At 49.8% G+C, this 17,988-nt stretch carries 14 protein-coding genes; 11 read left to right on the top strand and 3 right to left on the bottom strand.

What is annotated here, in order from left to right; all coding sequences use genetic code 11:
* Positions 1-21 precede the first annotated feature (21 nt).
* The 3 genes from ABEA66_RS10470 (at position 22) to ABEA66_RS10460 (ending at position 1,475) form a co-directional block, all read left to right on the top strand.
* Complete coding sequence (locus ABEA66_RS10470) at positions 22-753, top strand: aminoglycoside 3'-phosphotransferase (protein ID WP_345587509.1); 732 nt, start codon at positions 22-24, stop codon at positions 751-753.
* Between the two features lie 25 nt (positions 754-778).
* Positions 779-901, top strand: coding sequence for an NUDIX hydrolase (locus ABEA66_RS10465; protein ID WP_345587508.1), 123 nt, complete (start codon positions 779-781; stop codon positions 899-901).
* 124 nt (positions 902-1,025) lie between these two features.
* The gene (locus ABEA66_RS10460) at positions 1,026-1,475 is read left to right on the top strand and encodes a hypothetical protein (protein WP_079912341.1); all 450 of its coding nucleotides are present in this window, start codon (positions 1,026-1,028) and stop codon (positions 1,473-1,475) included.
* A 148-nt stretch (positions 1,476-1,623) separates the two neighbouring features.
* On the opposite strand, the gene ABEA66_RS10455 is transcribed toward ABEA66_RS10460, so the two are convergent.
* Positions 1,624-3,879: a helix-turn-helix domain-containing protein gene (locus ABEA66_RS10455; RefSeq protein WP_345587507.1), complete on the bottom strand. Its 2,256-nt coding sequence runs from the start codon at positions 3,877-3,879 to the stop codon at positions 1,624-1,626.
* A 380-nt stretch (positions 3,880-4,259) separates the two neighbouring features.
* On the opposite strand from ABEA66_RS10455, the gene ABEA66_RS10450 reads away from it, so the two are divergent.
* From ABEA66_RS10450 to ABEA66_RS10425, 6 genes are all read left to right on the top strand, one after another.
* Positions 4,260-5,237, top strand: coding sequence for an ABC transporter permease (locus ABEA66_RS10450; protein ID WP_345587576.1), 978 nt, complete (start codon positions 4,260-4,262; stop codon positions 5,235-5,237).
* A 34-nt stretch (positions 5,238-5,271) separates the two neighbouring features.
* Positions 5,272-6,165 carry a carbohydrate ABC transporter permease gene (locus ABEA66_RS10445; protein WP_079912342.1) on the top strand — a complete coding sequence of 298 codons (894 nt, stop codon included), beginning with the start codon at positions 5,272-5,274 and terminating at the stop codon, positions 6,163-6,165.
* Between the two features lie 70 nt (positions 6,166-6,235).
* On the top strand, positions 6,236-7,801 hold the full coding sequence (locus ABEA66_RS10440) for an extracellular solute-binding protein (RefSeq protein WP_345587575.1): 1,566 nt from the start codon (positions 6,236-6,238) through the stop codon (positions 7,799-7,801).
* 142 nt (positions 7,802-7,943) lie between these two features.
* Positions 7,944-13,463 (top strand): family 43 glycosylhydrolase, encoded by a 5,520-nt coding sequence (locus tag ABEA66_RS10435; RefSeq protein ID WP_345587506.1) that lies wholly within the window; start codon positions 7,944-7,946, stop codon positions 13,461-13,463.
* 234 nt (positions 13,464-13,697) lie between these two features.
* Positions 13,698-14,198 carry a sigma-70 family RNA polymerase sigma factor gene (locus tag ABEA66_RS10430; RefSeq protein ID WP_345587505.1) on the top strand — a complete coding sequence of 167 codons (501 nt, stop codon included), beginning with the start codon at positions 13,698-13,700 and terminating at the stop codon, positions 14,196-14,198.
* A complete protein-coding gene (locus tag ABEA66_RS10425) occupies positions 14,195-15,358 on the top strand; it encodes an anti-sigma factor (protein ID WP_345587504.1) in 1,164 nt (387 codons plus the stop codon). The genes ABEA66_RS10430 and ABEA66_RS10425 overlap by 4 nt, the downstream gene beginning before the upstream one ends.
* Positions 15,359-15,572: 214 nt before the next feature.
* On the opposite strand, the gene ABEA66_RS10420 is transcribed toward ABEA66_RS10425, so the two are convergent.
* Positions 15,573-16,202 carry a DUF2812 domain-containing protein gene (locus ABEA66_RS10420; protein ID WP_345587503.1) on the bottom strand — a complete coding sequence of 210 codons (630 nt, stop codon included), beginning with the start codon at positions 16,200-16,202 and terminating at the stop codon, positions 15,573-15,575.
* 18 nt (positions 16,203-16,220) lie between these two features.
* Positions 16,221-16,532 carry a PadR family transcriptional regulator gene (locus tag ABEA66_RS10415; protein WP_345587502.1) on the bottom strand — a complete coding sequence of 104 codons (312 nt, stop codon included), beginning with the start codon at positions 16,530-16,532 and terminating at the stop codon, positions 16,221-16,223.
* A gap of 238 nt (positions 16,533-16,770) precedes the next feature.
* On the opposite strand from ABEA66_RS10415, the gene ABEA66_RS10410 reads away from it, so the two are divergent.
* Together ABEA66_RS10410 and ABEA66_RS10405 are read left to right on the top strand one after the other, a co-directional pair.
* Complete coding sequence (locus tag ABEA66_RS10410) at positions 16,771-17,241, top strand: GNAT family N-acetyltransferase (protein ID WP_345587501.1); 471 nt, start codon at positions 16,771-16,773, stop codon at positions 17,239-17,241.
* Positions 17,242-17,327: 86 nt separating this feature from the next.
* The gene (locus ABEA66_RS10405) at positions 17,328-17,945 is read left to right on the top strand and encodes a cyclase family protein (protein ID WP_345587500.1); all 618 of its coding nucleotides are present in this window, start codon (positions 17,328-17,330) and stop codon (positions 17,943-17,945) included.
* Positions 17,946-17,988: the final 43 nt, after the last annotated feature.

Genomic DNA, 17,988 nt, shown 5'->3' with positions numbered 1-17,988 from the left:
TAGGGATGGAGTGGATGATTGATGAGAAAAACCATAACGGACTTCGATAAGGAAACCGTGCCTGCCTCCGTTAGACCTTTATTAGACAAGGCAGTGATTTATGACAGCAGCTGCTCGGAAGAAGCCAGAACCCTGCTTGTGGAGGGAACCGACAGGTCTTTTCTCAAAATAAGCAAGCGGGGGCGTCTGAAGCGGGAATTTGAAATGACGCAATACCTGCACCACTGCCATGGTCTAGCTCCTAATGTGATGGCCTATGATTTCGATGAAGATCACGACTATTTAGTTACGCAAGCGGTAGCGGGAGAAGACGGTACGTCGGAAGCACATATCGCAAATCCGATGAAATTAGCCGGTGTGTTCGGGGAGTATTTAAGAATGCTTCACTCCCTTCCGGCAGAGGGCTGCCCCTATCTTCATAGAACGATGGAAATGCTGGAGGAAACGGGGAGTCGGCTTAGTCCGGTCATCGTACAGCAGATTCAGAGTGCGGCGGAGGATCATGTATTAATTCATGGGGATTACTGCTTGCCTAACATCATTATGGATAACTTCGCATTGAAGGGGTTTATCGACCTCGGATACGGCGGGGTTGGAGATCGGCATTATGATCTGTACTGGGGCATGTGGACGCTCGCCTATAATTTGAAGACAGACCGATACATGGATGCATTTCTTGATGCCTATGGGAGACAGGATGTGGATGAGGAACGGTTGAAACTTTTTACATTGTGGATGGATTCGGTGGATTGAGTGGGCAGCACAGCTGGTCAATAAAGTGACGGAGCCGATAGAGAACGATCATCTTATGAAATGGATTGATATGGGGCGGGCGGAGGAGTTGTTCCTTGAGCATCATGTCTGGGCAGTCAAGCGCTGGCTGGAACTAAAGCCGCAATAAATTTATACGCAATCCTCTCCTGCCGGACAAAAAAAGAAGTAATCCAAAGGAAACTTTTTACAATCTTGTACGTCTACATAGTATAAGGATGCAAGGGAATGAATGCCGAAGGAGAGGATAGGGAATGAAAGGCAATCAATTTGTTCTAGTGCTGCTATTGACCACACTTTGTATTCTTAATGCCTGTGCCGACGACAAGGCTGACGGCTCCAAGAGCATGGTTTATGAAAATACGAAGCATCGCTTTACGCTGGACATTCCTGTGAAGTGGAAGAATCAATATACGGTAACAGAGGGGAATGATCGCATTACCTTTGCCAACAAGATCAACGGTCCGGCAGGGCAGTTATTTACGGTAGAGGTATGGCCCAAGGCAAAGTGGGAAAAGGATGGGACGGAGCTTGTGAAGCTTATTCCTGTTACGAAGATTGGCGAGACCGGGGATACGGTCTTTACTTTTCATACCCCTTCCGATGTTCAATATGTTCCGGACGACGAGAACAAGAAGCAGCAGTACCTGTCTATGTTTCACGATGTGGAGTCTATTCGCAATTCGTTCAAGCTGAAGCAGTAAATTGTTGTAAACGCTTACTATAGAAAGGTTAAGGAGGTACGATATGGCCCAAATGCTGCTGACCTCCTGCGGGTTCCCCACTGCTCCAAGGCCGGCTAGTTTTAGCAAAATGGAAAACACAGGCGCTAAGCGGCCTGTGTTTTTATTTTCACCCCATGCGGACGTTCACAGCCTTCCGGTATTCAGCCGGGGTTACCCCGAACCGTTTTTTGAACATGCGGTGGAAATAGGAGCTGCTGGTATATCCCGTTTTCTCCGCAATTTCAGCAATCGAGCTGTCGCTTTGCTCCAGGTGCTCCTTGGCTTTCTTCAGACGGACCTCGTTAATCACATCCACAATGGCATTCAGCGTCTGCTGTTTATACACGCGGCTGACATAAATAGAAGACATGGAGACCTGTTCTGCAATCCAGTTGAGGCACAGATTCGGATCGGCATAATGCCGGTCAATAAGCTCGTTGATGCTGCGGATCAGATCACCCTGCTTCATCGTTCTCTTTTCTACGAGCTTGCTTTGGATTTCATCCAGGAAAGCATGGAAGGAGCTCGTCAGCTCCTCCACCGTCTCTACGGTTTCGACCGACGGCATATAAATGTCCAGCCCGCTGCGAAACTCCAATGCCCCGTTCTTCTGGATCGTATAGATCAAATTATTGATCGTCATGGACAAATGGGAGATCGCAAGCCGCATCACATGAATCGGATAATGGGACGTCTCCTGAACAATGTCGTCAAAGATCGCCTTCGCTTCCTCCATTTTCCCCGCCATAATCGCATCGCTTAGCCGTTTGCCCTTTTCTACAGGATAAACATATTCCCTTGATTTCAGCGCCACAATATCCTCTGAATCAATAAGACAGCCATGACCGTAAAACATGCGGTGCAGCGCCGCTTCCTTTACCTGCTCATAGAGCGGGTGGAGGTGGTGAGGCTGGTTAGTAACCGGACTGTAGGCAATAGAGACGCTGATGGACAGGAAATCATGAATCGCTTTTTGAATTTGCTGCAGCCGCTCCACAAAGCCTTTTTCGCTGACTGAAGTCTGCTCTTCCGAAAGATTCACCAGCATCGTGATGCTGTCATCGTCCATGTCCACCGTTTCCGCTTGATAGGGGCTCGACATAATTTCCGAGCTGATATTCATCATGGCGTACTTATAAAGGGGCAGATCTTTGCCGTTACTGGCCTTCAGCTTCTGGAAACGGTCGATTCTCAGAATAACGACCCGGTAATCCTGATGGAATTGAAAGGTGATGCCAATGCTTTTCAAGCTTTCCGGCTTCAGCTCGCTCGATAAAGAACGCGTGCCGAGCAGCAGCCGCCGAAGGGCATTTTGCTTGATGGTCTGGAAATGGTCGCGCCTCTCGGTCTCCAGCGAATGGACCTTATGCATCATTCGTCGAATCGGCCTGTACAGGATGCCGGATAGCAGCCAAGAGATGATGAATCCTGCCAGCAGGATGACGGAGGCAATAGCCATCGTCGTATTCCGGATCGTTCCGATGCTGTTCGTTAAGGTACGGTAAGGAGTAATTCTTACATACTGCCAGCCCAAGGAATCCTTCTCGGTAAACGTGACCAGGGCTTTCTCCCCGTTAATCTTATCGATGAAGTAACCGGATTTGCTGCCGGCCACATGGTTCAGAATCAGAGCATTATCCGCTTCGGACCAGTTGGGGGGCAGCAGCGTCGTGATGGACAGCATCCGGTTTTTATCATCCAGGATGTACGCTTGCCCCGGCGTGCTCTCATGATCCGGCGCAATGTCCTTATTAATCCACGAGGCCGATATATTCACTACGACAGCCGAATTGATCGTCTGATTTTTGTTAATAGCATCATAACAGAGATAGGTGTAAGCGCTTATCGTCTCCTTCGTATCCGAGCTGATATCGTACGATCTGGGGATCGGTGTAAACGGTTTATATTCATTGAAATGCGACAGGATATCAAGAATGCCGGTATCCGCCAGCTCGCTGCGCGTGAAGATTCCGTTCTGCCCGGAATGCGCCGCTACGTAAAAGGTATCCGAAGCCGAATTATACACCAGAATCGATTCGATAAACGGCATGGAATTCAAATAGTTGGAAATTTCCACCATAGCGGCTGTGACGTCATAAATATTGGGAACCGGATAGTACAGCAGCTTCCCGATCGTACTGTTGCGGTAAATCTGAAAGGAAAGGGCCTGTGCGCTGTCCGTCATGCCAATGACTTCCTTGCTTTTGCCGGTCAAGCTGTTCACATCGGATTGGTAAGCCTGCTCCAAAGCAATGCCCGTGTAGTTTCTATAATAGACGTATGAAGAGATCATAAGCGTTACCGCAATACACAAAGTGATGCTCATGAGAAAGACCGTGTAGAGCTTGCGGTTTTTTACAAAGGATCGGATATTCACATTCACTAAGGGCACCTCCACTCCGAACTAGGAAATCGTGTAGAAATCATACTATACCAGACAAAAAGTAGTCCAGTTAAAAAACACAACCGAAGTGAACTATTCTTACTTTTGTGAACTGCGGACCGGAAGTGAGTCCATAATGCAGCAGCTTGAGGCGCTTGCAGCCAGGATTCATTCCTGCAGCTATTGTTCATATACCCCATCGCAGGATAGTTCACAAACCTCCAGAAGCTTCAGTTTCCATCCGAACAGGCATCCCCTATACTTCGAATCAGGGAACACCCTAGCCCAAGGTCAGGGGATTGTCCAACCACGAACTCCAACGACGAATAGAACAACGGCAGATTATTCAAGGAAGGTGATACAGGTTGAACGCAAGCACAATGATGGAAGGAAATAATAACCGGATCCAGGCTGGAGAAGCCGATAAGCCGGTGGGCAGCAAGAAGAGAGGCTTCTGGCATGAGGTGAAAATAAACCGCGTGATGTTTTTGATGCTGCTGCCTGCGGTTTTGTTTTTTCTGATTAATTCGTATTTTCCGATGGTTGGAATCTACTATGCTTTTACCCGTTTCGATTTTAATACGAACCTGTTCGGGAGTGAATTCGTAGGCTTAGAGAACTTCCGTTTTTTATGGAAGTCGGGTATTTTGCTTCAGCTGACCTTAAACACGTTCGGATACAATCTGGCCTTTATCGTGCTGGGCAACGTGCTTGCGGTAGCCTTAGCCATTATGCTCAGTGAGCTGAAGACCAAATGGCTCAAGAAATGGACGCAGTCGATTATGTTTCTCCCATACTTTGTATCGTTTGTTATTTTGAGCGTTATCGTCTACAACGTGTTCAATTATGAAACAGGCGTAATGAATACGACGCTCAAAAGCTTCGGCATGGAGCCCGTGGATGTGTACAGCAAGCCGGTGGTTTGGATTTTTCTGATCATCCTCTTTTATCTGTGGAAAAACATCGGCTACAGCATGGTCATCTATCTGGCCGCCATTACCGGCATAAGCGACGAATACTACGAAGCGGCCAAGATTGATGGAGCGAACATTTTGCAGCGGATCTGGCATATTACCGTTCCCATGCTGCGAACCACCTTCGTCATGCTGCTCTTATTCGCTCTCGGCAGCATCATGAAGGGTCAATTCGACCTTTTTTATCAGCTTGTCGGCAATAACGGCTTGCTCTATAACACGACCGATATTCTCGACACGTACGTGTATCGTTCGCTGAAGGTGACCTTTGAAATCGGCATGGCTACGGCGGCAGGGGTATACCAATCGCTTTTCGGATTTGTCCTGATTATGACGGTCAATTATATCATCCGAAAAATTAACGATGAGTACGCGTTGTTCTAGTGAACAATGCCAATGACGCCAGGGAGAGGATTCTATGAAGATCAAGGAAGAAAAGTATTACAATGTGTTCCAAACGATGGCCTATATTGTCGTTACCCTCGTCACGCTTGCCTGCTTGTTTCCGTTTCTTCTGATTATTTCGGCCTCTTTTACGGACAATGAAAGCATCATCCGGGACGGGTATCACCTGATTCCGGCGAAGTTCTCTTTTGAAGGCTACCGGATGGTATTCAAGTTTCCGGAAGAGGTACTGCAGGCTTACTGGGTAACTACATCCACGACAGTAATCGGCACGCTGCTCGGTCTTTTCTTCATCACCATGGCCGGGTATGTGCTGCAGCGCAAGGATTTCAAGTACCGCAACCGCTTCTCCTTCTACATTTATTTCACCACGCTGTTCGGAGGCGGGCTGATCCCTTGGTACATCATGCTGACCAAATATTTTAAGCTGATGGATACGTATGCCATTCTGGTGCTGCCTGGGCTGATGTCCCCGTTTCTCATAATTCTAATGAAGAACTTTATCCGTTCGGCCGTGCCTGACGAAATCATTGAATCGGCCAAGATCGACGGGGCTAACGACTTTACGATTTATTACCGGATCGTGCTTCAGCTCTCGCTGCCGGGAATTGCCACCGTTGGGCTGTTCCTCGCGCTCCATTATTGGAACGACTGGTTTACTTCTTCGCTGTTCATCAATGACAGGTCGATGTACCAGCTGCAGTATTATCTTTACAACATCATTAATACGATTGCCTTTATTACGAATATGGGGGCGGGCACCGGCATCAGTCTTGGGGAGGATATTCCTACGGAATCGACGAAAATGGCGATGGCGCTAATCGTAACGGGGCCGATCGTGCTTTTGTATCCATTTATTCAAAGGTATTTTGTCAAGGGCTTGACGATTGGCGCGGTAAAAGGTTAAATCCGGGATAGGATTCCATTCCGCCCGGCTAACATATATCAAGTGAACTTAAGGGAGGATGTACATGAAAATGAATAAAGGAAAAACAGCCGCATCGCTGTTCATGGCAAGCGTGCTTCTGTCGACGGCATTGTCCGGATGCACGGGCGCTAGCAATACCCCCAAGCCTGCTGCTTCCGATAATGCCCCGACCGGCTCGCAGACCCCAGCGAAGGCAGGCGTCGATACCTCGAAGAAGGTCGAGCTGCAATTTTACATGCTGGGCAGCGCGCCCAAGGATCTTCCTATTATAGAAGAGGAGGTCAATAAGCTGGCGCTGGCCGACCTGAATGCAACTGTGAAATTCAATTTCACCACGTGGACCGATTGGGAGCAAAAATATAAGCTGCTATTGTCCTCCGGGCAATCCGTTGACTTGATTTTTACGGCGGAGTGGACCAAGTTCCAGGCTTATGCGAAGAGCGGAGCCTTCCTTGCCCTCGACGATCTGCTGCCCAAAGCGGCGCCCAAGCTGCAGGCTCATGTTCCGAAGGATATGTGGGATGCGGTCAAGATCGATAAGAAGATTTACACCGTTCCGGCTACCTACAAGGAGTATGTCACGAACGGGTTTGTATGGCGCGAGGATCTGCGCAAGAAATATAACCTGCCGAAGCCTGTTGACCTGGCTACCTTCGAGGCTTATCTGGACGGCATCAAGAAGAACGAGCCGACAATTATGCCTCTTGCCGCCAATTCGGACATTTCCGGCTTGACGGATCGGATTCGCGAGTTTAACAAATGGATCGGCGGACCGATTCCTTACGGAATAGGGATCAAATACGATAAGCCGAACGAGGTGTACTCCTACTGGGGCTCCGATGAGCAGAAGAAGGAGCTGACTATGGTCAAACGCTGGGCCGATAACGGGTATTTCCCTAAAAACGTCCTGAACGTTAAAGACACCATACCGGACCAAGTCGTCAACGGGAAAGCGGCGGCCATTATCGGCGATAACCCGACCCGCTTCAACGATTCCCTTATCAAGATGAAATCGGCGCATCCGGATTGGGATCTCGGGTATCATCCATACGGGCTGACCATCGGCTTTGCTACGCCGGTGCATCCGATTCATAACGGCTTCGCCATTCCGAAGAGCAGCAAGAACGCGGAGCGGGCGTTGGCTTTCTACGAGAAGCTGGTTACGGACAAACGATATAATTGGCTGACCCAATACGGTATTCAAGGCAAAAACTTCGAAATTGAAAACGGCTACTACACGATGCTGGGCGATAAAAACACAAACGGCTTCCCGCGTGAAGGCATGCAGGGATGGGCCTGGAGAAATCCGGAGTTCATGCTGTTTGACAAAGGCTATGACAATGTAAAAGCGATCTTCGATGAGCTGGACAAAATCCAGAAGCCCGACATTTTCCTCGGTTTCGCAGAAGATTACACCTCTTATCAGGCAGAGCGTGCGGCATTGGAGCAGGTAGAGAAGCAGTATTTGTATCCGCTGCAGGCCGGACTGGTCGCTAATATCGATGAAGGGTTAAATACTTTCTTGAGCAAAGCCAAAACAGCCGGGCTAGAGAAGGTGCAGGCTGAATATAAGAAGCAATGGCTTGAATACACGGCGAATAAAGGAATCAAGTAGGAGTTTATAGGAACAGGACCGGTGAACCTAGGTATAGGTAAGTACCGGTCCGAAAGCCTTTCCTGCGTGAAGGCGCAAATCAAAATGTAAGCGGTTTATTTTGGTATATGAAAACCATTTTAGAACGGGTGGGGTGTGAGCATTGCGTTTAAGAAGATGGCTGTCCATAGTATTGATTTTGCTTCAAGCGGCTGGAATCCTTTCGTTCGCTTCGGTTAGTCAGGCTGAAGCCGCCGCAAACCAAGCGGTATTGTTGTCCGATACCTTCGAGGACGGAAGCTTTGCCCGATGGACGATATCGGGCGGGACATGGTCGGTCACTGATGATGGGACTGCTTCAGGCAACAAAATGCTGTATCAGAGCAACACCAGCCAGGAAGCCTATGCAACGGCAGGGGATAGCGGTTGGACGGACTATATCTATGAGACCAAGATACAGCTGGTTGATGACGGACCTTATCCCGGGATGCTGGCCCGATTCAAGGATACCAATAATTATTACTACTTCAGGCTGAATCCTACGAGCATTAACAAGCTGGAGCTGAACAAGAAGGTCAATGGAACGGATTCCACTCTGGCCTCCGTCAATTTCCCGACTCAAAAGGGCCGGTGGTACACGATGCGAATGGCTCTGGAAGGAGCCTCCATACGGTGCTATTTGGACGGCAATCTGATTTTTAATGTGACCGACAGCTCGCTAGCCTCCGGTAAAATTGGCTTTCGGACCAAATGGGGCAAAGCGGGGATGGACGATATTGCCGTGAAGCCGATCCCGGATCCGAAGCCGGCCGCCCCGGCATTAACGGCGGGTGCGCCAACCTTTACTACGATTCCACTAAGCTGGGCTGCAGCAGAGGGAGAAGTAAGGTATCGTCTTTACCGTTCCACGAAGCCGGATAGCGGCTTTGTGCTGGTGTATGATGGGGCAGGCACGTCCTACGAGGATCAAAATCTGACGTTGGGAACTACGTATTATTACAACGTTACGGTCGAGCAGAACGGGTATGAGTCCCCTCTCTCCCCGGCCCTCAGCGTTACGACGGCCTCACCTTCTGATGCTGATTCGGTAGCGTTGGATAAAGCGGCTCTTACGGTTCCGGAGGTCGTTACGGGTCATCTGAGCCTTCCGCATACGGGAGCGTACCTATCGGAAATCAGCTGGAAGTCCGATCATGAAGCTCATCTGCGTCCGGACGGAGTCATCAGCCGTCCTCCGATCGGAGAGGCGGATCTTCCCGTGAAGCTTACGGCAACTATAAAAAGGGGGGCCGCAACGGACACCAAATCCTTTACGGTGACAATCCGTGCGCAGGACCCTTTTACCGGTTACTTAATGGAATACCGCAAGAAAAGCTCCTTGCCGGGAGAACGGTTCTATGCCGTCAGCCGGGACGGTAAGGCTTGGACCGGACTGAACGGCGGGAGCGCCGTACCGCAATCGATCCTGGACCAGGCGCTGGGGACGGCAGGATCAGATCCGTCTGTCTTTAAGGCTCTATCGGAGGACAAGTGGTATAAATACGAGTTCGCCAATGGAAGCTGGTCGCTGTATTCTGCGTTGAATTCAGCTGGCAGCTGGTCAAAGGAGAACTCAAGTGTTTCCATGCCAGCCGATGCGGTCACCGGCAGCTTCAAGCTCATTTCGGAGAAAGAATGGGGCTATCTTGTCAACGAGCTCTCCAGCCTCAAGTCGCCGAACGTTCTTAAGCTGACCACTAAAGCAGGCATCGCGCCCAGACTTCCTGAGCTTGTGAAGGTCGACTATACCAACGGTTTGTATGCAAATCTGGAAGTGGCGTGGGATGCTGTAGACCCGAAGCATTATGCCGCTGCTAGTACCTTCACAGCCGGAGGGACAGTGAAGGGTGGAACAACCCGCGTTCAAGCAGAAGTGACTGTCATTGACGAAAGCGCATACAGCGATACGATCCGCAATGGAGAATATTGGTATGATACGTCCGGAGGTATGATCCAGGCTCATGGCGGCAGCATCCTCAAGGTCGATGATACTTATTATTGGTTCGGCGAGGACAAGGGGCATAACTCGGCGGTGCTGTACGGGGTATCGATCTATGCCTCGAAGGATTTGAAGACGTGGGAATACCGCAATACAGTCTTGAAGCCCGATTCTCACCCGGAGCTGGCTTATTCGAAGATTGAGCGCCCGAAAGTGCTCTATAATGCCGCTACGAAAAAGTTTGTCTTATGGGGGCACTGGGAAACAGCCAACAGCTATAGTCCTTCTAATGTGGTCGTGGCGGTATCGGATACGGTGGACGGTCCCTATACCTTCCTGTATCACTTCCGGCCGTACGGGATTGGTTCCCGGGATTTCACCTTGTTCCAGGATGACGACGGAACGGCTTATTTAATCTCGGCCACTAATAACGGAGCCGACACCAGCTTTTTCCAGCTGACCGACGATTATTTGTACCTCGATCATCACATGTACACCATATTGGAGAATGTCCGGCGGGAGGCACCGGCCTTAGTGAAGAAGGACGGCATTTACTACATGTTCTCCTCGGGGCAATCCGGCTGGTACCCGAACCAGGGCAAGTACACGACGACGAAGAACATCAAGGACCCGGCGAGCTGGTCGGAATTGAAGCTGTTCGGCGATCCGACGAGCTTTTATACGCAGCCTGCGTTTATTATGACACTGAACGGCAGCAAAGAGACCCATACGATCTATGTGGGGGATCGATGGAATCCGTCGGAGCTGCGCAATTCCCAATATATCTGGCTTCCTCTCCAGCTGGAAAACGGGATCGCGGACATGAATTACGAGAGAGAATGGAATTTTGATGCGGCAACGGGGGAAGTACAGCCGTCCAAGGACCTGCTGGTATCTCAAGGCAAGCCGGTGACGGCTAGCGGGCAGGCATCAGGCTTCGGCGCATCCGCGGCTAATGACGGCAATTACTCGAATTATTTCGATTGGAACAGCACCTCCTTTCCGGCGTATTGGCGGGTGGATCTGGAGCGCGAATATGATCTGAGCCGTATCGATTTGAGCTGGAGAGAAACGAACGGCTCGGAGGTCTATTACACCTATAAGGTCGAAGCCAGCAACGATGATGTTAACTACACAACATTGGTAGACCAGAGCAAGAACAAGACGACCTCTTTCTTAAGCCATAAGCTATCCGGCACCTACCGTTATGTTAAAGTAACGATCCTGGGCGAGTTCGGCCATTCGAACAATGCGGATAAGCCTGTCACCTGGTACAGAGGCTTGCATGAGGTAAGGGTTTATACTTCGGACAGGAAGCTTGACCCGCCGGCCGGACTTACGGCAACGCCGTTCATCACCACAAGCCAAACCAAGGAAACGAGTGTGAATCTCAATTGGAGCTCGGTGACGAATGCACAGTGGTATGCTTTGTATCGGTCGAACGACAGGAACGGTACGTATTCCGAGATTTATACCGGCAGAGCGGCGGGTTACAGCGATCTTAATGTAACTGCGAATCAAACTTATTACTATAAGGTGAAAGCCTTCCATGCCGGCGGAGCATCGGAGGATTCGGCTGTTGCAAGCGTCAGAACGTTCGTCGTGCCCGATCAGCTCGAAACCTATGACAACACCGTAGAGATGAAGTGGCTGGATGAAGCGGGCAATCCGAGGATTTTCCCCACGATCCAAGTGGGCTCGACATCCTACTATTACGAATACGAACGGGACAGCAGCGGCTTCAAGCAGGTGAATGTCCAGACTTCGCAGGACGGGGAGCATTGGACGCCCAAGAAGGCGGTTCTCACCAGGGACTCCCATCCGGAGCTGGCTGCCTGCAAGTTCGAATCGTTGAACTTTACTTATCATGAGGGAACAGGCAAGATTGTCGTCTGGCTGCACTATGAAAATAATAAGGATTATTCCCTTGGCAGAGCAGCCGTCTTATCGGGCTATCCCGGAGAGGCGATGACCTTCCACGGCAGCTTCAGACCGAACGGGAATGACTCTCGTGACATGACGTTCTTTAAGGATGACGATGGCACGGGATATCTCATCTCGGCAGGAAACAATAACAATGATTTGTTCTTGTATAAGCTGAGTCCGGATTATCTTACCGTCGAGAAGCAAGCGGCCAAAATTCATGAAGGCAAGCATCGTGAAGCTCCTTCCATGATCAAGAAGGACGGCTTTTATTATCTCTTTACCTCTGAGGCGGCCGGATGGTATCCGAGCAAGGGAATGTATTCGTCTGCAACGTCCATTGAGGGGCCGTATTCGGAGCTGCGAAGAATCGGGAATTCGACGACTTTCTCCGCCCAGTCCGGGGGCGTCTGGACGATCCGTGGAACGGATACGACCTCCTATGTCATGCAAGCGAATCGATGGCTGCAAGGATGGGCCAGCGGGGCCACGGGCTCCATGCAACGCTGGCTGCCGATAGCGCTGGATAACGGATATGCTTCTTATGATTACTACGATCAGGTTCTATTCAACCGCAAGACGGGGGTCGTTGTCCCGGTTCAAGATGGGATGCTCCTGTCTCAGGGCAAGCCTGCCATGGCACAGGACTCGGCCGATGGGAAACCGGCATCCTATGCCAACGACGGGGACTATACCACCAGTTGGACAGCTGCCAATAACTCCTGGCCGAAGTGGTGGATGGTAGACTTGGAGGATGTGTATGACTTAAGCCGCATCCAGATTTCCTGGTATTTGGTGAACGGATCGGAGGGCTACCATAGGTACCAGATCGAAACAAGCAAGGATGGCGTCACATTCACGACCGCGTTGGATCGTACAGACAACAAGGATTATGGGTTCACATCCGATAAGCTGTCGGTCGAAGCGCGATACGTGCGTGTAAAGATGATTGATGCCGTGCTGTGGAACAACCCGGGCAACAACTGGTATACGCCTCAGCTCGGGGAAGTGAAGGTATTCGGTTACCCGGTCGACCGTAAGCCTCCGGTAACGACAGCGGTAGTAACACCGGCCTTGCCGGACGGAAAGAACGGCTGGTACGTACACCCCGTGACGGTTAGTCTGGCTGTATACGACAACCTGCCTGGCACGTTCAAGACGGAGTACAGCCTGGACGGCGGCGGCACGTGGCTCAGCTATACCGGGGCAGTGACGGTGCAGCAGAATGGTATGAATCCGTTCACCTACCGGTCAACGGACAGGGCGGGTAACGTAGAAGCCGCACAAAAGGTCACTATCAAGCTGGATACGGAGGCACCGACGATCACAGTGACGGGCGTGGTGTACGATCGTATGAGTGATGCCGGCACCTGGCTGCCCTTAATCACGATGAAGGACAATGTATCGGGGATCGATGAGAGCACAGCGCAGGCGACGCTGGATTCGAAAGCCTACAAGCTTGGAGAGGCCATTGCGTTGTATACGCTGCCGCTCGGTTCGCATTCGCTAGTGGTCTCCGTGAGTGATAACGCCGGCAACACGAAGAGCTCCACCGTGACATTCCAAACCTATGCAAGCGTTGACGGCCTGAAAGCTTTAGTCGCCAGGTTCGTACAGAACGGCTGGATCGATAACGCCGGAATTGCCAACAGCCTGCAGGTAAAGCTGGAGCATAACAATATCAAAGCGTTTATCCACGAGGTGGAGGCGCAGAGTAACAAGCATATTACCAAAGAGGCGGCCGGATATTTGCTGCGCGATGCGAGTGCAATAGCACGTTAACCGGTCTTACTTAGATAGGCGATCTTAGTTTACAACACCGTATGCATAGTCCTCATGGCCCTTTAACTTTCCGACTAGGGAAAGGTGGAGGGTCTTTTTCTGCAGTGCCAAACCCAGGAAAATCGAGGCCCGCCTTAGTTTTGTTTTGTTCCGGAACTGGTTAAAGCGCCAACTTTTTTTGAAGGAGTGTAACTTTCCCGGATTTCATTCGTGTATAGAGAGAGGGGGGATGGAATGAAACGGTATTCATTGGACAGCTTGTATCAGTTATATGTTAAAGATGTTTACCGGTATTTGTTCTCCCTCTGCCGGGATCATCATGCTGCGGAAGATTTGGTTCAAGAAACGTTTTACCGGGCTTACCTGTATCTGGAGCATTGCAAGGACGATAAAGTAAAGCCATGGCTGTTCCGCGTTGCTTACAACGCATTCGTGGATTCCTATCGCAAGCAGAAGCGGAGCGTTCCGACCCAAGCGGAGTTTTTTGCCCGGCTGCCGGATCATCGTACTCCAGATCAATATGTGTTGGATCAAGAGCAGTGGGAGCAGATCGGAGATGTCATTCATGCTTTGCCCGAGCTTCAGATGCAGGCAATTCTGCTGCATGACTTTCACGGGCTGTCCTATCAGGAGGCTGCAGATATTATGGAGATCCGACTTTCACATTTTAAAATAGTGCTGTATCGCGCCAGGCAAGCCTTAAGGCAGCATAAGGAAAGGAAGGAGCAGCTATGAGCGAACACTTCAAACGTCAGCTACAGGACTATGCGGAAGGCAAATTAACAGGCAGCGAGAAAGAGCAGCTGGAGCAAGAGCTGGATAAAATGGAAGCTTACCAGAACTATTTGAATGAGATTCTGGGCAAGGAGGAGGAACGTGGTCCGCTCCAGGATGGGGCAGCCTCAACCAGCAAAGAGGCCTCTTTGCTTCGCAAGGGCAAATGGAAAGCCCGTCTGCAAACGGCCTTGACCGCAATCGGGATTCTCATTTCTCTAACCATGGTAAGTGCTATATTGACCGGATTGTTTTACGGGCTTGGCGATCGCTCCGCTGTGTACCAAGACGTTATTTCCTCGGCAATATCGCTGACCAGGCCAAATTTAAGTGTGAGCGGAGGCAGCAATTCGAGCGCCTTTTTCACGATGGATTACAAAGGAACGCTGCGAAAGAAAATAGGGTCGATGGAGTCGTCGATCGGGGATTTTCAGTTCTCGTTCTTGCTGGGGTGGCCGGGGATTGAACAAACGACGTGGCGTAATGAAGCCTCTGCTTCTGGTGCTTATTTGTTCCAGCTTCCTGATGCAAAGCATAAAGCGGACCCGGAGTGGAGCCGATTGGAAAAGCTGCCGGAAGGCACGGTTTCCGAGGTATTCGTCTCCTTGGACCGGTTGTACACGACCGATGAGCTGCTAAAGCTTCTTGAAAACAAAAATATGGATCCGGTCTGGTTCGCCGCTTACACGGATCAAGAGAAGAGGACTGAGGACGATCCGGCGGTGATGGCCCCTGTCGGGTTTCCGTCAACTCCTATTTGGCATAAGAAGGATATGAAGGTCAACAGCTATGAGGAGCAAAAAACAGGATGGTTCAGTAAGGTTGTCATAACGAGCTCCTCCTCGCCCGGGGTTCAAGCTTATGGAGACGGACAGATCAGGGAGCAAAATTTTATGGATACGCTCCATCTTCTGCAGCAATACTCCAGAATCACTCAGCGTCTTGCCCCGTGGCTTCGGCTGGATTCCGCCGTTCAATATCTTGAGGCAAACGGCGTTAAGCTGTATGGCGTCGTCCTGACGGGACCGACCAAGGAGCTGTTGAAGCTGCAGCAAGAACCGTGGGTGTCCACTATTCGTGTGGGCGAAGTAAGATTATGGAATTGGCATGACCGTCCATGAGAGAGGAGCAGGCAGCTGGAGGCTTTTCGGGGCTCCCCGCAAAGTACCTGGATCAGCTTCGACGCCAAGGCCCCACTTTGTGGGGTTATTTTGCTGCCGTTTCCCTCTACCGCCGCAAAGACGGATTCTTGCAGAAAACGCCGGTAATAAAAAAGAGAGCTGCCCCGGGTTAACCCACATCTGGGGTCCTGGTCAGCTCCTGCTTGCTTTACCTTCATTTTATATGCTTATTTTCTTGTGTCATCTGGTACTGTTTATTGGCTTTGTAGGCAAAGAAAAGATACAAAATAATCATGAGCGGAATGATCATCCAGAAGAAGCCCCTAAAGAAAGCGAACGGAGTTTCAAACAAGAAGGCGGTCCAAAAGGAAGCCCCGGTTTTTTCCCACAGTCCTGGCGTGTAATATAACAACTTGGGGTTCAGAAGTGCCCCTACTTTAATCGACCCGGTGGAAACCAATGCGGCGAAAATAGGAATAAACGTTGCCGCAAGGGTAATCCACATTTCCGATATCCGTTTATAGCGGCTTGCTTTGGAGTCGGCATCAGAGAAAATATCCTCATTTCCACGGGCGTCGCTTCTTTTAAAATATTGCGTGCCGGAGCTCTTCGTTCCTGCAATGTGCTTCCAGCCGCAATCCTCAAATAGCGCCAGGTAATCTTCAAAATCCCCCTTCTTTTTAAAGGTGCGGTAATCGATTTTGATCATGGCAGGTTCAGGCTTCGCCGGTTGAAACTCATATCCAAACGATGATTTATTGGTTAGCTGATACCCTTGTTTCGCCATCTCGTTCAACCATTGCTCTTCTTTATCAAAGTTAAGAAAAAACTTGAATTTTCTCATCTGTCATTCCTCCCGTTCTTAACCGAGAATTGGTTTGGTTACTTCAATCATATGAATCATTCGTTCTAGGTCGAGCCGCAAAATCTCTCTGCCTTTATCTGTAATAGCGTAAACCTTGCGCCGGCTATCATCGCTTTGAACGGGCTCTATGAATTGAAGCTTCAGCAGATTCTCGACCGCTCCATACAGCGTTCCTGCCGCCATTCTGACCTGCCCGCGGCTGAGCTCCTCCACCTTTTGCATAATCAAGTAGCCATGAGCAGGCTCCATCAAAGCCAAGAGAATATAGTAGACGGTTTCCGTGAGCGGTAAATGCTTATCGCGACTCATATAGGACCTCCTTTTTATTCAACCAAACTGTATATCGTCTAACTGTATAGTTATACTATATACATTCTGACTGTATATTGCAATGGGGAAAAAGCCTTAGAGAGGAATGAACTCTATTGGGGCTGAAAGGGCATCGAATGGGGCCGCTCTATGTTTGAGGGTTTTGATAAAGGTTTTCTCAAAGCGTACAAAGCCGTATAATGGACTAATGGCAATATTTCCCTTAGGGAGGACCGTTATGAAAACCAGAAGATTTCAAGCTTCCGATATGAACCAGATCGTCTCGCTGTTCTACGAAACCGTCCATTCGGTTAACGGCAGAGACTACTCGCAAGAGCAGCTGGATGCATGGGCGCCGAGAGATGAGCAAGCCCTAAAGCTGAAAGCCTGGGAAGCTTCGATGAGCCGCAATGTCACTTATGTTGCTGAGGCTGACGGGGTCATTACCGGATTTTCGGATATGACTTCTGAGGGACATCTGGACAGGCTGTACGTTCACAAAGACTATCAAAGACAAGGCATTGCTTCGGCGTTGGTGGATAGTTTGGAAGAGGAAGCGAGACGGCTGGGGCTGGTTGAGATCGATGTGGAGGCGAGCATTACGGCCAAGCCTTTTTTTGAAAAGATGGGGTACCGGGTCCTGGAATCGCAGGTAGTAGAGCGCAGGGGGGTGAAATTAGCGAATTATAAAATGATCAAGTCGTTATGAGGAAGCCGTTAAAATCCCGAGCTGGCCACCTCATTCCCCTAACCTAAATCATATTGGTTTGCATTAAATCAAAGGAGGAAGCTTGAATGAGAATCATAGATCTCTCGCATCCCATTTATGACGGAATGTCTGTGTATCCTGGAGACGCTGAAACCTCACTGGTACGCTCCAAGCATATCAAGCAAGATGGCTATACTAACCATCAGTTGTCCGCAAATATGCATGCCGGTACGCATATCGACGGGCCTATGCATCTTTTGGATTGCGATAAGTATCTTAATGAATTTCCAGTGGAAACCTTTATAGGGGAAGGATGTCTGCTTGATGTCTCCCAAGATAGAACGATCGACTACAAAGCGGAATATGAGCAGCACATTCAGCAAAAGCAAATCGTCCTATTGTATACAGGGTACAGTCAATATTATGGACAACCCCGGTATTACACGGATCATCCTGTGCTGACCCTGCAATTTGCAGAATTGCTGGTGCGGAAGCAGGTGAAAATGATTGGGCTGGATTTCCCGTCACCGGACTCATACCCATTTGAAATCCATAAGTATTTGTTTCAACACGACATTCTGATTATTGAAAATTTGACTAATGTGGAGAAGCTGCTGCAAGTGCCATCTTTTGAAATTATAGCCTTGCCGTTATCTATTAAAGCGGACTCTTCTTTAACCAGGGTTGTTGCGAAAGCGGAATAGATGACAGGGGAAAGCGGCGGTCATGTTATTTTAACGGAGACGA

Origin of the sequence: Paenibacillus vulneris (genome assembly GCF_039543185.1) — a bacterium.
GTDB lineage: Bacteria > Bacillota > Bacilli > Paenibacillales > NBRC-103111 > Paenibacillus_S > Paenibacillus_S vulneris.
Note: the sequence above shows the minus strand (reverse complement) of the source record. Positions and strands in the feature narration are given on the sequence as shown.